Origin of the sequence: Comamonas halotolerans, assembly GCF_030162935.1 — a bacterium.
Taxonomy (GTDB): Bacteria; Pseudomonadota; Gammaproteobacteria; order Burkholderiales; family Burkholderiaceae_C; genus Comamonas; species Comamonas halotolerans.
The window spans coordinates 304299-323548 of the sequence record NZ_JASAUZ010000001.1; the positions used below are offsets into that span (position 1 = coordinate 304299).

Annotated in this window: 18 protein-coding genes, 1 tRNA gene and 1 pseudogene; 10 read left to right on the top strand and 10 right to left on the bottom strand. The window is 52.9% G+C overall.

Features of this window, described 5'->3' with window-relative positions:
• Positions 1 to 9: 9 nt before the first annotated feature.
• From QEP11_RS01375 to rpsO, 7 genes are all read right to left on the bottom strand, one after another.
• On the bottom strand, positions 10 to 489 hold the full coding sequence (locus tag QEP11_RS01375) for a NuoB/complex I 20 kDa subunit family protein (RefSeq protein WP_042418791.1): 480 nt from the start codon (positions 487 to 489) through the stop codon (positions 10 to 12).
• A gap of 30 nt (positions 490 to 519) precedes the next feature.
• Positions 520 to 879, bottom strand: a complete 360-nt coding sequence (locus QEP11_RS01380) for an NADH-quinone oxidoreductase subunit A (RefSeq protein ID WP_284334772.1) — start codon at positions 877 to 879, stop codon at positions 520 to 522.
• Positions 880 to 951: 72 nt separating this feature from the next.
• A tRNA-Leu gene (locus QEP11_RS01385) sits at positions 952 to 1036 on the bottom strand.
• 129 nt (positions 1037 to 1165) lie between these two features.
• On the bottom strand, positions 1166 to 1525 hold the full coding sequence (gene secG, locus QEP11_RS01390; protein ID WP_284334773.1) for a preprotein translocase subunit SecG: 360 nt from the start codon (positions 1523 to 1525) through the stop codon (positions 1166 to 1168).
• A 32-nt stretch (positions 1526 to 1557) separates the two neighbouring features.
• Positions 1558 to 2304, bottom strand: coding sequence for a triose-phosphate isomerase (gene tpiA, locus QEP11_RS01395; RefSeq protein ID WP_284334774.1), 747 nt, complete (start codon positions 2302 to 2304; stop codon positions 1558 to 1560).
• Between the two features lie 181 nt (positions 2305 to 2485).
• A complete protein-coding gene (gene pnp / locus QEP11_RS01400; protein WP_284334775.1) occupies positions 2486 to 4720 on the bottom strand; it encodes a polyribonucleotide nucleotidyltransferase in 2235 nt (744 codons plus the stop codon).
• Positions 4721 to 4938: 218 nt separating this feature from the next.
• Positions 4939 to 5205 carry a 30S ribosomal protein S15 gene (gene rpsO, locus QEP11_RS01405; protein WP_284334776.1) on the bottom strand — a complete coding sequence of 89 codons (267 nt, stop codon included), beginning with the start codon at positions 5203 to 5205 and terminating at the stop codon, positions 4939 to 4941.
• A gap of 326 nt (positions 5206 to 5531) precedes the next feature.
• Between rpsO and QEP11_RS01410 the strand changes: the two genes are divergently transcribed.
• From QEP11_RS01410 to QEP11_RS01450, 10 genes and pseudogenes are all read left to right on the top strand, one after another.
• Positions 5532 to 6110 carry a GspH/FimT family pseudopilin gene (locus tag QEP11_RS01410; RefSeq protein WP_284334777.1) on the top strand — a complete coding sequence of 193 codons (579 nt, stop codon included), beginning with the start codon at positions 5532 to 5534 and terminating at the stop codon, positions 6108 to 6110.
• 77 nt (positions 6111 to 6187) lie between these two features.
• Positions 6188 to 6277 (top strand): annotated as a pseudogene (locus QEP11_RS18980) (prepilin-type N-terminal cleavage/methylation domain-containing protein); the annotation flags it as partial.
• Positions 6278 to 6337: 60 nt separating this feature from the next.
• Positions 6338 to 6739, top strand: coding sequence for a GspH/FimT family protein (locus tag QEP11_RS01415; RefSeq protein WP_284334778.1), 402 nt, complete (start codon positions 6338 to 6340; stop codon positions 6737 to 6739).
• A complete protein-coding gene (gene pilV, locus QEP11_RS01420) occupies positions 6736 to 7389 on the top strand; it encodes a type IV pilus modification protein PilV (protein WP_284334779.1) in 654 nt (217 codons plus the stop codon). Before QEP11_RS01415 ends, pilV begins: the two co-directional genes overlap by 4 nt.
• Before the next feature lie 30 nt (positions 7390 to 7419).
• On the top strand, positions 7420 to 8313 hold the full coding sequence (locus tag QEP11_RS01425) for a PilW family protein (RefSeq protein ID WP_284334780.1): 894 nt from the start codon (positions 7420 to 7422) through the stop codon (positions 8311 to 8313).
• 20 nt (positions 8314 to 8333) lie between these two features.
• Positions 8334 to 9092 (top strand): pilus assembly PilX family protein, encoded by a 759-nt coding sequence (locus QEP11_RS01430; RefSeq protein ID WP_284334781.1) that lies wholly within the window; start codon positions 8334 to 8336, stop codon positions 9090 to 9092.
• A 55-nt stretch (positions 9093 to 9147) separates the two neighbouring features.
• Entirely contained in the window at positions 9148 to 12747 is a 3600-nt protein-coding gene (locus tag QEP11_RS01435; protein ID WP_284334782.1) for a pilus assembly protein, read from the top strand.
• Positions 12748 to 12761: 14 nt separating this feature from the next.
• Positions 12762 to 13193: a type IV pilin protein gene (locus QEP11_RS01440; RefSeq protein WP_284334783.1), complete on the top strand. Its 432-nt coding sequence runs from the start codon at positions 12762 to 12764 to the stop codon at positions 13191 to 13193.
• Between the two features lie 30 nt (positions 13194 to 13223).
• Positions 13224 to 14348, top strand: coding sequence for a bifunctional diaminohydroxyphosphoribosylaminopyrimidine deaminase/5-amino-6-(5-phosphoribosylamino)uracil reductase RibD (ribD, locus tag QEP11_RS01445; protein ID WP_284334784.1), 1125 nt, complete (start codon positions 13224 to 13226; stop codon positions 14346 to 14348).
• Positions 14349 to 14419: 71 nt separating this feature from the next.
• Positions 14420 to 16207, top strand: a complete 1788-nt coding sequence (locus tag QEP11_RS01450) for a phospholipase D family protein (RefSeq protein ID WP_284334785.1) — start codon at positions 14420 to 14422, stop codon at positions 16205 to 16207.
• 60 nt (positions 16208 to 16267) lie between these two features.
• Here the strand turns inward: QEP11_RS01450 and QEP11_RS01455 are convergent, their stop codons facing one another.
• From QEP11_RS01455 to QEP11_RS01465, 3 genes are all read right to left on the bottom strand, one after another.
• Positions 16268 to 17332, bottom strand: a complete 1065-nt coding sequence (locus QEP11_RS01455; protein ID WP_284334786.1) for a tRNA dihydrouridine synthase — start codon at positions 17330 to 17332, stop codon at positions 16268 to 16270.
• A 106-nt stretch (positions 17333 to 17438) separates the two neighbouring features.
• On the bottom strand, positions 17439 to 18620 hold the full coding sequence (locus QEP11_RS01460; protein ID WP_284334787.1) for a methyltransferase: 1182 nt from the start codon (positions 18618 to 18620) through the stop codon (positions 17439 to 17441).
• A gap of 65 nt (positions 18621 to 18685) precedes the next feature.
• Positions 18686 to 19207, bottom strand: a complete 522-nt coding sequence (locus QEP11_RS01465) for a GNAT family N-acetyltransferase (RefSeq protein ID WP_284334788.1) — start codon at positions 19205 to 19207, stop codon at positions 18686 to 18688.
• Positions 19208 to 19250: the final 43 nt, after the last annotated feature.

Here is a 19250-nt window from a genome sequence, read left to right on the forward strand (position 1 = left end):
CTCGGCTCCTTAAACGCGGGCGATGGTGTTCGTGCGGCGGATTTTTTGCTGCAGCTGAATGATGCCGTAAATCAGCGCTTCGGCTGTGGGCGGGCAGCCCGGCACGTACACATCCACTGGAACAATGCGGTCACAACCGCGCACCACCGAGTAGCTGTAATGGTAGTAGCCACCACCATTGGCACAAGAGCCCATCGACAGCACCCAGCGGGGCTCGGACATCTGGTCATAGACCTTGCGCAGTGCGGGCGCCATCTTGTTGCACAGGGTACCAGCAACAATCATCAAGTCGGACTGGCGTGGCGAGGGACGAAATACCTCAGCACCAAAGCGCGCCAGATCGTAGCGCGCTGCTGCTGCATGCATCATCTCGACGGCACAACAAGCCAAACCAAATGTCATCGGCCAGATAGAGCCTGTTTTGGCCCAGTTCACCACCGCGTCATAGCTGGTGGTGACGAAGCCTTCCTTCATCACGCCTTCAATCATCGTGTGTCCTTTTTTGAGGAGTGCGTGTACTTATTCCCAATCCAGGGCGCCCTTTTTCCATTCGTAGGCGAAGCCCACGACAAGAACGGTCAGGAAGATGAGAACAGCGACGAAACCGGCAGCTCCAACGTCTTGCAGCGCAACGGCCCAAGGCAGCAGGAATGCGATTTCCAAATCAAACAGGATGAACAGAATGGCGATCAGATAGAAGCGCACATCAAACTTCATGCGCGCGTCTTCAAAGGCTTCAAAGCCGCATTCGTAAGGCGAATTCTTGGCATCATCCGGGCGATTCGGGCCCAGCACATAGCCAAGAACGAGGGGAACGACTCCCACGGCGATGCCTACCAAAATGAAAAGTAGGACCGGGAGATACTGCTCGAGGTTCATGTGAGGTCGCGTTTTCCGCTTGTTGACCTTGCCCTCGACCACTGCCTGATCATGGGCAGGCTGTATTTATGATGGTGCCGTCGGCGAGACTCGAACTCGCACAGCTTTCGCCACTACCCCCTCAAGATAGCGTGTCTACCAATTCCACCACGACGGCATTTGTAAGTCTCAAATCACTCGGATCGCATGAGGAGCCCCCTCTAACAGGGCTATGGCTTTCCGAGCAACTTTTGGATTGTAACCCGAGAAATGCTGCGTCACAGCATTCCTCCATGGTTTGATTCAATTATTTAGCAGGAATCTGGTCAACACCTTGTGCAGGCGCTGTCGGCACAGTGCTATCCACTGCTGGAGCCGTCACCGCTGGGGCAGGCACACTCTCCAGCACACTACCCGTGCTGACGGGACGTGCATTACCCAGATATGCCAAAGCCAGTGTGGCCACAAAGAACACTGTCGCCAGCGCTGCAGTGCTGCGAGACAGAAAGTTTGCACTGCCACTGGCACCAAACAAGCTGCCCGACGTGCCACTACCAAAAGCCGCACCCATATCAGCACCCTTGCCATGCTGAATCAAGATCAATCCAATCATGGCCAAGGCCGACAACATCTGTACAGCCAAAATCAATGTCGCAAACGCGCTCATCACTACTCCTCAGTTAAACACGTACAGCTACCTCAATTGGCCGCTGCAATGATCTGCAAAAAGTCTGCGGCCTTGAGGGATGCCCCCCCGACCAGGCCACCATCAATATCCGCTTGCGCCAGCAATTGCGCCGCATTTGCAGCATTCATGCTGCCACCATAGAGCAGTGGGACACGTTGCGCATGCTCTGTCGCAGCCGCGAGCTGCGCACGCAGCACCGCATGCACGGCCTGCGCTTGCTCTGGGCTCGCTGTTTTACCGGTACCGATTGCCCATACCGGTTCATAAGCCACCACCAGCTCACTGACACAGTGTCCAACCTGATGAATGACCGCAGCCAGCTGCCGCTTGACAACTTGCTCAGTCTGACCAGCTTCACGCTCTTGCAGTGTTTCACCGACACAGACAATCGGCGTCAAACCTTTTGACAGTGCAGCTTGCGCCTTGGCAGCAACCACTGCATCGCTTTCACCATGGTATTGACGACGCTCCGAGTGCCCCACCAAGACATAGCGCGCGCCAAAGTCTTGCAGCATGGCTGCAGACACCTCTCCGGTGTACGCACCTTTTTCATGCTGCGAAACATCTTGCGCAGCCAAGGCCACACCGGAGCCTTGGACCAAAGCCTGAACTTGTGCCAGATAAACAGCCGGCACCGCCACACCCACCGCACAATTAAGCGGGGCTGGCAAACCCTGCACCAAACCAGATACCAAGTCAGCATTGGCTTGCAAGCTGCCATTCATTTTCCAGTTACCAACAATCAGTTTCTTCTTCATGGGGTCAGTACATCATCAAGATGGAATTGATCTGCGTCATCCAAAAAGCACGCTCTGGTCATGCAAAAAGGATTTAAGCCAAAAATGACTTAAACCCTGCCTCGCAAACTTTCGCAGCGCACTCCCACAACCATTCATGGGTCAACTGAAGATATCCGGCCAACCCATGAAGCAATGGTTGTTACTGCTGTTGCTGCTGCTGATCAACGTCCGCAGCACCGTTTTGCTCTGCACGAGGTTCACGGCGCTCGCGCGGTTCACGACGCTCACGAGGCTGGCGCTCCGCAGGTGCAGGACGCTCCGCACGCTCAGGCATACCAGCAGGACGCTCCAGCAAAGCCTTCATGGACAGCTTCACGCGACCCTTGTCGTCCGTCTCCAGCACCTTGACCTTGACCACTTGACCTTCCTGCAGGTAGTCAGTCACTTTTTCCACGCGCTCATGGGCAATCTGGCTGATGTGCAGCAAGCCATCCTTGCCAGGCAGCAGATTTACCAAGGCACCGAATTCGAGAATCTTGACGATAGGGCCTTCGTAGACCTTGCCGATCTCGACTTCAGCCGTAATCTCTTCGATACGTTTCTTGGCAGCTTCCGCCTTTTCGCCGTCGGTGGCAGCGATGGTAATGGTGCCGTCTTCCTCGATATTGATCTGGGTGCCAGTCTCTTCGGTCAGCGCACGGATAGTTGCGCCACCCTTGCCAATCACATCACGAATCTTTTCGGGGTTGATCTTCATGGTGAACAGCTTGGGCGCAAATGAAGACACCTCAGTCTTGGCCTCACCCATGGCTTCTTGCATCTTGCCCAGAATGTGCATGCGCGCTTCCTTGGCTTGCGCCAGAGCCACTTGCATGATTTCCTTGGTGATGCCCTGGATCTTGATATCCATCTGCAGCGCGGTAATACCGTTGGTAGTACCCGCCACCTTGAAGTCCATGTCACCCAGGTGATCTTCATCACCCAAGATGTCAGTCAGCACGGCAAAGCGGTTGTCTTCCTTGATCAAACCCATGGCAATACCTGCCACGTGCGCCTTCATGGGAACGCCTGCATCCATCATGGACAAGCAACCACCACACACGGAAGCCATCGACGAAGAGCCGTTGGACTCGGTGATTTCCGACACCACACGGATCGTGTAAGGGAACTCTTCCTTGCTTGGCAGGCAAGCTGCCAGTGCACGTTTGGCCAGACGGCCGTGGCCGATTTCGCGGCGCTTGGTCGAACCCATGCGCCCCACCTCACCCGTCGCAAAGGGAGGCATGTTGTAGTGGAACAGGAAGGTGTCTTCAAACTCACCAGCCAATGCATCAATCTTTTGCGCATCACGCTCGGTACCCAGCGTAGTCACAACCAGCGCCTGTGTTTCACCACGGGTGAACAGGGCCGAGCCATGCGTGCGAGGCAGCACGGAGTTGCGAATTTCGATGGGACGTACGGTACGTGTGTCGCGACCGTCAATACGGGGCTCACCCGCCAGAATCTGCGAACGAACAATGCGCGCCTCGATGTCGAACAGCATGCCTTCGACCTTCACAGCGTCAAATTCCACGCCCTGCTCAGACAAAGCAGCCTTCACATCAGCATAAGCAGTGCGGCACGCCAAGGTACGCACTTGTTTGTTACGCTCTTGGTACGCTGCACGCAGTTTGGCTTCACCCAATTCAGCCACCTTGGCAATCAGCGCCTCGTCTTTGGCGGGAGCCGTCCAATCCCACGCAGGCTTACCACCTTCGCGCACCAAGTCATGAATGGCCTCAATGGCGATCTTGCCTTGTTCGTGACCAAACACCACAGCGCCCAGCATCACTTCTTCAGGCAGTTGCTGTGCTTCAGATTCCACCATCAGCACAGCTGCTTCCGTACCCGCAACCACCAGATCCATCAGCGAGTCCTTGCGCTGCGTCTGACCAGGATTGAGCACGTACTCACCATTGATGTATCCCACGCGCGCAGCACCGATGGGGCCGCTGAATGGAATGCCCGACACAGCCAAAGCGGCAGAAGTCGCAATCATGGCTGCGATATCGGCATCCACTTCAGGGTTCAACGAAATGGTGTGAATGACCACATGCACATCGTTGTAGAACCCCTCTGGGAACAGAGGGCGGATAGGGCGGTCAATCAGACGCGAGGTCAGCGTCTCCAGCTCCGATGGTTTGGCTTCGCGCTTGAAGAAGCTGCCTGGAATCTTGCCCGCTGCGTAAGTCTTCTCAATGTAGTCAACGGTCAAAGGAAAGAAATCCTGACCAGCCTTGGCAATCTTGGAACCCACCACAGTGGCCAGCACCACGGTGTCATCGATATTCACCAACACAGCACCAGAAGCCTGGCGAGCGATTTCACCAGTTTCCATGGTGACAGTGTGTTGACCCCATTGGAAAGTCTTGGTCACTTTATTGAACATGGTCATGTGTTTTACTCCTATTGAAATTGTCGGGCGCATGCACCCAGCGTTGTTTTGGAGTCAGAACAGAACACGATGCCATTCCAGAAGATTGCTTGCCACTATCAAAAATCAAGCAAGCAAGCTTTTGGAATGACACAGCTTCGCTCTGTTTTCAGCAACTCCAAAGTAAAAAACGCCTGAGCTAGGCAATCTAACTCAGGCGTTTTGATCTTGCACTGTGCTTACTTACGCAGGCCCAGCTTGGCGATCAAAGCAGTGTAACGGTCAGCGTCCTTACCCTTCAGGTAGTCCAGCAGCTTACGACGACGGCTCACCATGCGCAGCAGGCCACGACGACCATGGTGGTCCTTCGCGTTCGCCTTGAAGTGGGGAGTCAACTCGTTGATGCGAGCAGTCAGCAGTGCAACTTGCACTTCTGGGCTACCAGTATCGTTTTCGGAGCGAGCGTTAGCCTTAACTACTTCAGCCTTCTTATCGGCAGCGATCATTTTGTTTTCCTTATCAGCGGTGAATCTGGAGGAACCTCCGAGATCACCTGAGTTACTTGCGCCGTGGGCTGGAATGGCCGGCGGCGTGCGTCTTGCACCATGCAAAACCTAATCATTGTAGCCGATTCCAGCTTTTCACTCCTGCCCGTCAAGATCAGCTGCAAGTATCAGCCACAGATCAGTGTCTGTGTCCAGCACGCTCATTCCATCAAAGCCAACCTCAGGCGAGCCATCTAGCTGCTACTCTCCAACCGTTTGTCTGCCTGTTCACAACCTCCAGTCTGCGAACACTGCCTCAACAAAGCTTGAGCCACTATCGTCTGAACATGGCTCTTTCCTACATACTTTTGCCTAAAAGTTTGCGTGTGCGCTCAGCTTTGCAACGCGGCTTGACGCTGATTGAACTCATGCTAACACTAGCAGTGCTAGCAATTTTGATGGCCATTGCCGCACCCAGTTTCACTCCAATGATGGAACGCTGGCAAGCCAACCAAGCTGTCGACGAACTGGAATCCGTACTCGCTTTTGCACGCTCCGAAAGCATTCGACGAGGTGGTGGCCTATCTCTATTGCGCATAGCCCAAAGAGGAGCCTGCAAAGCTGCAGATAACGAATGGCAATGCGGCTGGACACTAGCTATCGATGTCGACCAAGATGGCTCTGCTGACAACGATCAAGCTACATTGCGCCAGTCCAGCAGTAGTTACAACAACTTAGTCATCTCCGCCTCAGCCAACAGCGACGCCATTCTCATTGACCGCTGGGGCACCCTCTCTCTTCTTGATGCTGGCAATATTTTTGTACTAAGCGCAAGTCCGACTGACCAGCCCAGTGCAAATACCAACAAATTGTGCATCCAAGCTGGAGGCCTCATACGAAAGACAAGTGTTCTGAACGCTTGCTAGCCACTCATCCCTGAACCGCCTATCCATCCAAGACATTTGCTATAGATGAAGGATTTCCGATGAATACCTACTTCGTCATGCATAGTGCCTACACATCCTCATCCAGCGGGATGACACTGGTTGAGCTACTGATTAGCCTTGCCATCATGTCCATCTTGCTTGGCTTTGGGCTTGCCGGTTTCCGGGTCATTCATGAGCGCTGGCAAGTGACACAAGCCATACGTGCCATGGAATCATCTTTCAGGCTCGCACGCTCAGAATCGATCAAACGAGGTGGCCGCGTCGGCATTCGAAAAATCGAAAACGAAATCAATGGCTGCCAAAACGCAACGACCAGCCGAGAGTGGGGATGTGGCTGGCTTGTATATGCAGACCAAAACAGCAATGGCTCATGGGACGCACAGCACGACACACTGCTTCAAGAATTTCGTCCAGACGCCAAAGTCAATGTTCGGCGCTCAGCCAATGGAAGTAGCCTCAACTTCAACCGATATGGCATGACCCACCTCAACGCCATTGGCTTTACTTTTTCCCTCTTGCCTTCCGACAGTACTACGCAAAACGCTCAAACGCTATGCATTAGTTCTGGCGGACGGATGCGAACCATTCAAGCAACAAGCTGTCAATGAAAATGAAAAAAGCAATGTTTCATCATTCCAAACAGCGTGGCATTACCCTGCTCGAGTCCTTAATCGCCATATTGGTAATGGCTCTCGGAATTCTGGGTATCTTGGGAGCGCAGATGCGCACCCTCAGCAACACACAGACCAGCTTTCATCGTGCCCAGGCAATAAGACTTATAGAGGATCTTAGCGAGCGTTTAATGACCACACCCAATGCTCTACGCAATGCCGACACCTATAAATCCCCCTGGGAAGCAGCGCCAAAAGACGGCAAAGAAAAAAATGAGGAAGAGATAGCTGATTGCTACACCCAAGCTTGTGACAACACTGAACTCGCTCAATTTGACATAAGCCAATGGAAGGCCAAAGTGGCGAATACTCTACCCAGTGGCAACGCCAGTATCTTCTTTGCGGACGATGAGACTATCGATACTAACCGACGGCAGCTAGGCGTCATGGTCAGTTGGAGAGAAAACGAAAGCTCTACAACGAATGATTACCTCAACCCTTTAAACACCAGTAAGGGTAGCGGAGATGGAGAAGAAAAAACTTGCCCCGCCAATCAAACCTGCCATTTGCAGTTTATCCCCATCGTTGCCCGTTGCGCCCCATACTTCTCTGGCAGCAGTGTTCAGTTTTTCTGCCCAGGCAGTTGATCTCTCACCGTCACCTAAAGAGCTCAGTGTATGCATTTATTATTTCCTGAACATTCAGGGGTTTCTAGCAGAAAACCACCCTCACCCAAGCATCATCAACAAGGAGTTTCATTAATTGAGCTCTTAGTTGGTATTGCAATAGGTCTGCTTACCGTTGCCGTTGCCATGGGAGCACTAATGAGTTCGCGCAGTGTCACTGCCACCGTAGGTGATTCAAGCCAGTTTCAGCAACAGTCCTCATATGCATACAGAATTTTTGCCCAACAATTAAGGCAAGCAGGTTCTATGCGATTAAATCTTGCGCCTGATAAATCCGAGGGAGCGACTATTGATATCAACGATCCTGTAGCTTTCGAAACCTCGGCAGAAGGCTTTAATCCCAAAAAAGACATTTTAAACGGATTAGATAACCCAGGAGACAATGAATTCCAACTCAGCATCGGCTACCGAAACTACGAAGAAATGCTACATATAGCAACAACAGATAATAATCGCGCCTCTTTGATGCGTAATTGTCTGGGACAGGCAGGCGGAGATGATATTGTTCAGAGTCATTTTGTTTTGCGAAACAATACTCTACTGTGTGCTGGCGAAGGCAATGCCCAACCCATTTTAAACAATGTTGCAAATTTTCAGACGCGATATTTGCTGCAAGAAACTCCTCATGGCAATCCAAAAATCCAATATGTGACGGCGACTGGCGTAAAAGGCCAGTGGAACAAAGTTTTTGCAGTCGAGGTTTGTTTAACGCTGTTTGGCAACGAAGTTATTGATATGCCTGCTGGCAGCAGCTATGCAGACTGCCCGGACGCGGACGGCTTTATTACTCAGATTGATATGACAGCTTTGGCAGATCCTCGCAAAAACCGTGCACACAAAACATTTCGCTCCGTTTTTCAACTGCGCAGCCAAGGCCTTCTGTAAAAAAATTAATCCCCTGCATCATGCAAAAAAAGTCCATCCAATTTATTTACCGCCAACGCGGTGTAGCCCTATTTGTGGTGATTATTTTTGTCATGCTCTCCATGTTGCTGGCTCTGTGGGCTTCGCGAACAGCGTGGTTCAACGAAATGGTTGTGGGCAACGATGCCGACTATCAACGCGCTTTTGAAGCCGCGCAAGCGCTGATACAAGATGCAGAACTTGATATACGCAGAGAACAGGCAAGCGGTGCGGCATGCATCAGTGACGATAAGGATCCAAAGATATGCCGAAAAGGAGAAAACATTAAAAAATTCCCTATTGAAGACCAAGACATCGGCATCTTACTGGCTGAACTTGACAGTTTAGAAGGCGTCAAATGTCACGATGCAATATGCGCCAAGTTCACTGCTCAGCAAGATTTCTGGAACAACTCAGATCCCAAAAAAGGCATAACGCTAGCGCAGATGCAAGGAGTCGGCAGCGATAAAGCACCCGCTGCGCGCTATGGTGATTACACCGGCGCTAAAACCGGCGCAACCAGCAACCCCATTCTTGCTGAACGCACCCTTGGTCGGGGAGGTTGGTACTGGATAGAAGTTCTGCCCTATGCCAAAGGTGCTGGCAACTCTGCGCTAATCAGCAACAGTGCCACCAATCTTTTGGACATCAGTCTTGACGCATATGTGGTTTATCGCATCACTGCGCTAGCGCAGGGACTCAAGCCCAATACTCAGGTTGTCTTGCAGCAAACCTATGCGCGCCAACGACAAAAAGACTGATGCGAAAGCTGGCTTCACGCCCCCACTTTTTTGTATGTTCACACAGGAGTTCACCATGCGCCGTCTGACCGTTGACCAACCACGCAGTCGCAAAACCTTGCTGGCACTTGCTGTGGGCGCTGCGCTGGCACCGCACGGCGCTCATGCACTAGATTTGGCGCAATCGCCGCCAGGCACCACAGATCCTTATGTAGCACCGAACGTCATTATTTCAATTGATGACTCTGGCAGCATGGGTTTTCGCTTGGATGCTGGTAATGCAACCAATGCAATTAACACTACAGTACCCAATGCTGACGGAAGCTGGGACACCCGTAGCCGTAGAATGAACGTGCTGAAATATGCCCTGAAGCAAGTATTTAATGATAGAGACCTGCTACCAGATGGAAAAATTCGTTTGGGCTGGCAATCAATGTGGAACAATGGAAATTCTGTAAGTTATTACAACAATCTGAGTTATTGGTATGGTACAGGGTTAAATCCAGGGCTAGGGAGAACACCTGGTGCCAATAATGTAGGCAGTGGAAATAAAAATAGCATCAAGGTTCTCGACAATACCCATCGTACAAATTTCATTGAGTTTGTTGATTATCTTCTTCCACAAGGAGGCACGCCTTCTCACACCATGTTCCAACAAGCAGATGATTACTTGCGCAAAAAAAATGGAAGCAACCCTGTCAACGGAGGACCATGGGCAACTAATCCTGGTGGCAATGATGCACTTAGCAAAGAGTTTTTAGGCTGTAGACGTAATTATCACATCATGATGACAGACGGGCGTTGGAACAGCACAGCCTCTGGAGGAAATAGAGAAAGTACATCTTTCTATCTACCGGACGGCACCTATTACACCGCCAACGGCGATCAAACAAAGGTTTTCTACGACAAATATGCCAACACGTTGGCCGACTGGGCTTTTTATAGCTGGTCGAATAACCTACAGCCCTCTATCTATAGCTCGACAGACTCAAAGAAGCAAATATCACTTTCTGGCGAATATCGTTCAGCCCCCAATAGCGAAGTTATTGGAGGAGTCCCAATTAATAAGTATTGGAACCCAAAATATAACCCTGCAAACTGGCCGCACTTGGTTACCTATACCATTGGATTCAGTGAAGAGGCCATTACATGGCCAGGTGCATCAAGCATTATCCGTCCCACTGAAACTACTCCTTTTGGCTATGATGGAAGCTTTCCAAACTTAGTTAACGGAAGTCTGTCTTGGCCAAATACGAACGATGGTGAAAACGTGAGAGCCCTAGACCTATGGCATGCAGCAATTAATGGACGAGGGCGTTTTTACGCAGTCAGCAAAGGTGAAGATTTAGAAAAAGCATTTAGAGAAATTATTGGGGTCATTAAGACACAGGCTGAGCCAGACCGCAGCTCCGCCGCCGCCACTGGAATGTCCATCAACGACAAACCTGTCGGCATGTTTATTACCAGCAACAACCCCAAAGAGGCATGGCGAGGAGATATATGGGGATCAAAAATCGAATTATCCAATGAAAACGACCCATCAAAACGCGAAGTTAACACCTCATCTTTGTGGGGCGGAAAAAGCGCAGCGAGTATTCTGGACGCGAAATCGCCAGAAGATCGAACAATATTGACTTGGAGTGACAATGACAGTGCCCCTGGCAAACCATTTCTCTGGTCAAACCTGAGCGCTGCACAAAAAGCATGCTTAAGCATACAAGCAGATAGCACAACACCGTCTGATTGTGAAACAAATAATTCTTTAGATGCCCGAGGCGAAGATCGGCTGAATTACATCCGCGGAGATCGCAGCCAAGAGCTTAGTGCAGAAAAAGGCGTTTTCCGCAATCGCCAAACCCGGCTTGGCGATATCGTGAACTCCAATGTTTGGTATACCGGCGCTCCAGTTAGCAATTATTCATTCAAGGGTTATTCGAAATTCACCTACGACAACAAAAGCCGCTTACCCATGATTTATGTGGGCGCCAATGATGGCATGCTACATGGATTTTCGGCAGATGATGGTAGCGAAAAAATTGCTTATATCCCTCGAGGTGTGTTACCCAACCTGACACGCTTGACCTGGCCATCGTTTGACGACAACCATCGCTACTTTGTCGATGGTTCCCCCATGACAGGAGATGTAGACCTCGGTACAGGTGATAAGAACAGTGCGCAATACACCCCTGAATGGCATACCATGCTGGTTGGAACACTTGGGGCAGGCGGTAAAGGCTATTTCGTGTTGAATGTTACCGACCCTGCAGACTTCTCTAACGCCAACGCGGCATCCCTCGTGGTGATGGACAAAACCATGCACAGCGACGAGACCATCAACTGCGTTGCAACCCCCCCAAAAGCTGGAGAAACAACATGCGCCAACCACGATGATGCTGATATAGGCCATATTTTTGCCATCCCCACTACCGACGATAGCAATCCATTACATGCGAACCAAATCGCCCGACTCAACAACGACCGCTGGGCAGTAGTTATGGGCAATGGCTACAACAGCAAAAATGGACGTCCTGTTTTACTGATTCAATATCTGGATGGTGGCAAAGAACTACTACGTTTGCCTGCCACCAGCACAGTGAACAATGAAGAGAATCATCAAGACAATGGGTTGTCTGCGCCCCGCTTGGTAGACATCAACAATGATGGACGCCCTGACGTCGTCTACGCAGGAGATCTGCATGGCAATATGTGGAAATTTGTCATTGCAGCAAAAAATCCAGATGACTGGGGCGTGGCGTTTGATCGAGAACCTCTTTTTACTGCACTTGGTGGCACTGCTGGCACTCCTGAAAAGCGTACATTGGTGCAATCTATTACTGCAGCTCCTACTGTTCGCGCCAATGATCGCACCAAAGTTACAGGCACTGGGAACGACAAAAAAATATTATCCGTAGGAGGCATGATGGTAGCCTTTGGCACAGGGCGCAATGTCACCACTTCAGACCCCGACAATACTGACATTCAGACTCTGTACTCTGTACTCGACAATACGCGGTATACGACCACCTACGACACCAGTACCAAACAAAGCTTTCTAGCTGTACACCCCGGTGATAGCAGCAAAAACATTCCTGTACCCACTCCTTTGGGTGACGGGCTTGATACAAAATCAAATCAATCTAAGCTGGCTCAGCAAAAAGTAGGTCAACATTATGAGGGTGAAGGAACAAGCGAAAACCACGATTACTGGCAAATAGACAAGACCAGCGACGGCGATGCCCTCTCCGTAGATTGGAATAAACACAGTGGCTGGTATCTTGACCTACCGGAAACAGGAGAGCGTTTGCTCAAACCCATGAGCTTGTATGACGGCAGCAATATTCTGGCTGTTTATTCTCAAGTACCAGCGAAAGGCTCAGACAAGCTGAATGAACGAGAAAGCTGTGAGTCCTCCGCAGTGGATGAGGAACGCCAATACCTCACACTAATCAACATCATGGATGGCATGCGCCCATCCGTACAACTCATGGATAGAAATGGTGATGGCACCTTTGATCTGGTAGCTGATAACGGTGTTTCTCGCATGACAATCGTCAAAGGGGCCCACCGCATTATCAACCATGCAACGGACTCAACAGACTTTGGCAAGGGTGCCTCTTTCACCCTTGCACGAATGCCCGAACAGTCGCTGCGTCCTAGCTGGCGCCAACTCAAATAAGTAAAGCAGCATTTATGACCATGAGAAAAAGCCAAGGTTTTACGCTGATTGAGCTGCTGATTGTGGTGGCAATCATTGGAAGCATCAGTGCATTCGCCTATCCCAGCTACACAGAATATGTGATGCGTGGGCACCGCGCAGATGCACGTGCTGGCTTGCTACAAACACAGCTGTGGATGGAGCGTGCGGCAACGGCGACAGGCGTGTACCCCACAGTATTGCCTGCAGAGCTGACTTGGGCCAATGACAACAGCAAACGCTACACCATTGGATTTGCGGCCGATAATACCAATGCAGCTTTCACACTGACAGCTATTCCTAAAGAAGGCCCTCAAAGCGAAGACCGCTGCGGAACGCTGACGTTGACGCATACAGGGGCACGTGGCGTAGAAGATCAACCCACAGGAAGGTCCACCATGAGCGCTGCAGATTGCTGGAACCGCTAGGCATTGGCTGTGCGTTACCATTCAGACGCAATGACTGAAGCTACGCACATTCCATCGCCCCATATGCAACAAGCGCTTGACTTTGCCCGTCAGGCGCTTTTTCTATCCAACCCCAATCCACGCGTCGGCTGCGTGCTGGTGTCTTCTACAGGCGTTGTCATTGGTCAGGGTTTCACCCAGCAGGCTGGTGGGCCTCATGCCGAAGTCATGGCGCTGCGTGATGCACAGGCTCGCGGTCATGACACGCGTGGGGCGACAGCTTATGTCACGCTTGAGCCTTGTTCCCACACTGGCCGTACCGGCCCCTGTTGCAACGCGTTGATAGACGCCGGAATTGCGAAAGTTGTGGGAGCGATTACAGATCCGAACCCGCAGGTGGCGGGACAAGGTTTTGCCAAATTGCGCGCCGCAGGTGTTGAAGTTGCAATGGACGATGCAGCTGGAGTGGCTTCGCGCGAGTTGAATATTGGTTTTTTCAGCCGCATGGTGCGCGGCACACCATGGGTGCGCATGAAGGCCGCAACTTCGCTGGATGGAGTGACGGCTTTGCACAATGGCCAGAGCCAGTGGATCACGGGCGCAGCAGCGCGTGCAGACGGTCATGCCTGGCGGGCACGTGCGTGCGCCATTCTGACCGGTATTGGCACGATTTTGGAAGATAACCCGCGCTTGAATGTGCGTGAGATAGACACTCCACGCCAACCCAAGATTGTGGTGGTCGATAGCAAGCTGGACATGCCACTGGATGCCCATGTGCTTCAAGCTGTCAACGGCTGCATCATCTATACCAGCAGCACCAGCACCTCTAAAGCCGCAGCGCTGCAAGCCTTGGGAGCCACCGTCGTTGTACTGCCTAACGCGCAGGGCAAAGTCGATCTCGCGGCCATGCTGCGCGATTTAGGCCAGCGTGGCACCAACGAGCTGCATGTGGAGGCAGGCTTCAAACTCAATGGATCTTTCCTGCGTGAGGGTTTGGTGGATGAGCTGCTTCTGTATCTGGCCCCCAAGCTGCTAGGTGCGGGCGCCATGGGAATGGCCAACTTTGGCCCCTTGAATGCACTGTCTCAAGCCACTCCCTTGCAATGGCAAGATATCCAGCGCATAGGCGATGATCTGCGTGTGCTGGCCCGCATTGCTGGGCGCGATCAGTTTTAGCCGCATGCCGCGAAGCAAACCCTCTGGCGTCTGACACGGGGGCCATCATTGCATCGCTATATCTCTAAGCCATGTCACAACATCCGCAGCAACCTCATCGCATTTTGGCGCGCCACCATTGGCTGTTCGCATGCCTGTGTGCTGCTGCCCTGCTCCTGAGCGCTTGCGGCAGCTTGCCACCCATGCCTCCGCGCACTGCCAGTACAGCACTTGCGTCTCCGCAAAGTACGGCCTTGGGCCAAATGGTGCAAGCCCAGCGTCTAGCCGCGGGCACTGCTTACAACTCCGGGTTTACTTTGCTCGGTGGCGCTGATTCTGCATTCTCCAGCCGCCTCGCACTGGTGCAAGCGGCAACGCAGACTTTGGATCTGCAGTACTACGCCATCCACGCCGATCCCAGTACCGCACGGTTGCTTGAAGCCGTGGCGCATGCGGCACAGCGTGGTGTACGAGTACGTGTCCTGTTGGATGACTTTCATGGTGCAGGCAAAAATGCGCAAGTCATGTGCCTGGCTTTTGTGCCTGGCATTGAGATGCGCATGTTCAACCCTCTGACTGGGCCACGCAGCTCAACCATCATGCGAGCCTTGTCGACGTTGACCGATTTCCAGCGCGCCCAGCAGCGCATGCACAACAAGCTTTTTATTGCAGACAACACGATCGGCATAACGGGTGGGCGCAATCTGGGCGATGCCTACTTTGACGCACTTGATAGCGACAACTTTATCGACCTTGACATCATGGCCGCAGGCCATGTGGTGCGCCAGCTTTCCTCCAGCTTTGACCGCTACTGGAATGACGCGCGCGCCTACCCTGTCAGCGCACTCGTATCAGAGCAAGCCTTGCTCGAGATGCGCAGTACTGCCAACAAGCTGGCAACACAGACAGAATCGCAGCAAATTCAGACTGCCATGAACGGCAGCAAGACAGCACATTTGGAACCGATGGATTTACAAGCGGTTGAATGGATTTGGGCCCCAGCCTTGGTATTGGCCGACGCACCAGAAAAAATTCCCGCACCGCCCGAGGACACACAGAGCGTTGCGACATCCAATGAAATGACTGAGGCAATAGCAGAGCAGCCCTCTGCACCTGAAGTACTAACGCTGGCTCCCAGCCTCTCTTCTGGCTTGAGCAACGCCGCAAAAAGGAAGCCATCAGCCAACCGCCAAACCCTGCGTGAAGTGATACATCCGGTCTCTGGCCAAGAAAACGTAGTTAGCGGCTTGCTGGCTTTGATTGATCAGGCCAGCACCGAAGTACTCATCGTATCGCCCTACTTTGTTCCAGGCGACGATATGAAAGAAGCTTTTGCACGCGCCCGCGAGCGCGGGATTCGCCTGCGCATTCTGACCAATTCCCTGGCCTCCAACGATGCACCGTTGGCACATGCAGGCTACGCACGCCACCGCAAGGATTTGCTGGCGCAAGGCATTGAACTGTATGAATTACGCAGCTTGCAAGACGGCAAGGCTGACACGGGAACCCTGCGTAATACTGCCGGGCACATCTCAGGCTCACAAGGTGGTTCGCGGGCTATGCTGCATTCCAAGATGCTGGTGCTTGATCACAAGCTCACCGTAGTCGGCTCCATGAATCTGGATCTGCGCTCACAGTTGCAAAACACTGAAATTGCGCTATTGATTGCCTCAAGACAGCTGGCGCAAGAGGCTACCGAAAACATCGAGGCCAGTCTGAACAAAGCGGCGTGGCTGGTAGAGGACACCCCCGAAGGACTGGTATGGCGTGCGCCTGAAGGCAGCGACTGGGGAGATCAAACCAGTGAACCTGATGCCAGCCTGCCACTGCGCATGATGATTCGCATCATCGGCCCTCTGGCTCCTGACCATTTGCTTTGAAGCTCACGGAAGACTTGATGGCAATCCGGCGTTGAGCACCGTCCTTCAAACCCGAGCGCGTCAACCCAGTACTGGCACTGAATCAGGCATGCGCTGTGCATACGCTGCCAGCTCGTCTTTTTGCAAAGTGAACGCAACGTCAAAACGTGCACATTCCTGCTCCAGCCAATCGGCCACCAGGCTTTGCTGTGTCAGCACGCGAACACTCTGAAAAGCGGTCTCCGCTTCGGGGTAGCAGCGTCGCATCAAGTTCAGCCATTGCTTCAAGCGTCCGGCACGCTGATTGGGCGTCAAGTCACGGCATACCAGCCACCAAAAACGCTGCAGACGCGGCAAGAGGTCTGCCCACCGCACCACAGGGGGGGCGTCGGCAGGTACATCGTCGCAATGACGAATACCTTGCATCATGGCCTGTCGCAGCGCCAAAGCCAAACCAGGGTCTGCAACACTGCCACGCCCCAACATCAAGTCGTCGCAACCTGATTGTTCGCGGCAGCGCAAGGCATCCTGCACGGTCCAGATCTCTCCGTTGGCCACCACTGGCACCTGAACCACCGCTTTGATGTCTGGAATCAGCTCCCAATATGCAGGCGGCCGGTAGCCTTCCACCTTGGTCCGCGCATGCACCACCAACTCACATGCACCGTTCTCCACCATGGCCAGCGCACATTCACGCATCAGGGTTTTGTCGTTGAAACCCATACGCATCTTGGCGGACACAGGCAGATGTGCGGGGACAGCCTGCCGTACAGCAGCTACCAGCCTGGCAATTGATTCCGGATCTTGCAGCATGGATGCCCCGCCACCATGACGGTTCACTGTTTTGGCCGGGCAGCCAAAGTTCAGATCAATGCCTTCCGGATTCAAACGCGCCAAATTGGCAGCATTCTCGGCCATCCACCCTGGATCAGAACCCAGCAGTTGCGCACGTACAGGCACGCCTGACAAGGTTTTGCTTCCATTGCGTAACTCAGGCATATAGCTCAGAAACACACGGTCTGGCAGCACCGAGCCACTGACGCGAATGAACTCGGAAACGCAGCGATCCACGCCCCCCACACTGGTGAGCACATCGCGCAACACAAAATCGAGCAAGCCCTCCATCGGGGCCAACAACAGTCTCATGACAATTCCAGCGACAACCAAGATGCGTTATGCATGAAACAAGTTGTCAAACAGATACTTCAGGCGCTGCCAGCTGTCACTTATAAGGCTGTCAGCACCACGGCATTCAGGCTGCGGCCTTTTGTTTCAAGCGCCACAGTGAAGTGACTTCGGCAGCACGCGCAACATGCAACGCATCTGTGCTGTCTTGTACCTTACCGTGCGTCGGCGAAGCATCCATGCGGTAGACCACATACAAGCCCGCATCGTCGATCCATTGCATCAACTCTTCGCGGCTACGCAAACCCAGGTGCTCAGCCAGATCCGACAAAATCAGCCAGCCCTCACCATCAGGCAGCAGGTGATTGCGCAAGCCGCTCAAGAAGCCGCGCAGCATGGTGCTATTTTCATCGTAGACCGCTTGCTCCAGTGTGGTCACTGCACGGGCGGGAACCCAAGGCGGGTTGCAAACAATCAAAGCGGCGCGACCTTCAGGAAATAGATGGGTTTGCTGCAGCTCGACCTTCTCGCTCAAACCCAGACGCTCCATATTCTCTTGCGCACAGGCCAGAGCGCGTGGCGACATATCTGTGGCAATCACACGCTGAACACCGCGCTTGGCCAGCAAGGCTGCCAGCACGCCGGTGCCAGTACCGATATCGAATGCCAACTCACGCATGCCCAGGGCCAAAGGTGCTTCGTTAACCATGGCCACATATTCACCACGTACTGGAGAAAACACACCGTAGTGTGGGTGAATGCGCGCATTCTTACCCAGCAGCGGCATATCCACCCCTTTTTTGCGCCATTCGTGCGCACCTACTACACCCAGCAGTTCACGCAGCGTCAGCACTTGCGCTGCTGCGTCACTCGCGGGTGCCCCCCAAGCTTCGGTACAGGCTTTTACCCAGTTAGGTGCCCTGCGCAATTTGATCGAATAGTCGGCTTGCAAAACAATCAGCACGCAGCCCAACACGCGAGCACGCTGCCCCTGTGCCATGCGGTGTTTGTGAAAGACTTCGGCAGGCGTGGACTCAGGCCTGTTACTCAATGCACGTTGTTGCTTGCGCGCTTTGGCCGTACTTTTGCCTGCGGGTTTGTCCAGGCGACGCTTGAGCGCATCCAGCAACAAACGTGCATTGTGAAAATCTCCCTGCCAAAGCAGGGCCGTACCTTCACAGGCCAGAAGGTAGGCAGTATCAGCCGACATGGTGTCATCCGCCACCACCACACGGCGTGGCGCAGGCAGGCCGCTTTCGCTGCGCCATTGCGCTTGGTGGTCAATGCCGTTGTGTTGCCATTGCAGCATGTGGAATTCCTGAAAGGTCGAAGTAGAAAAAAATCGGCCCGCCGAAGCGGGCCGTTGGGCAGTAGTTAGTTTAAGGGACGCTTTAAACGCACTTCCTCAATCTTGATACCACCAATGACGGCTGTCTTGGCCGTTGACATTTCACGTTTGAACCCCGCCAGCTCATGGAAGCGCAAAGCGCGTTCATTACGCAGCGGCACCCAAACGGTCACATTGGTACAGCCTTCTTCTTGCAGACCTTCACGGGCCGCATCCCACAGCGTCACGCCGACACCTTTGTTCCAGTGCGAAGGGGCTGCGTAAATAGCCCACACCTCGCCAGTTGTCTGGCGAGATTTTTCGTCACGGGAACGGTCAAAACCAACAAAGCCCACGATCTTGTCGCCGTCAATGGCCACCTGCACTTGAGGCTCGCAGTATTCAATGGCCTCACGCCAGTAAGCTTGACGCTTCTCAACGGAAGACATGGCTTTCAATTGGTCGTCAGGCACGATGCCACGGTAGGCTTCCAAAGCAGAAGCAGTGTGGATTTGTGCAATCGCCTTCGCATCACGAAGGGTTGCAGGACGAACCTGGTAATTGGACATGGAAAAACCGAAACGGAAAACTAGGTGTTGAAAACGAAAGTCG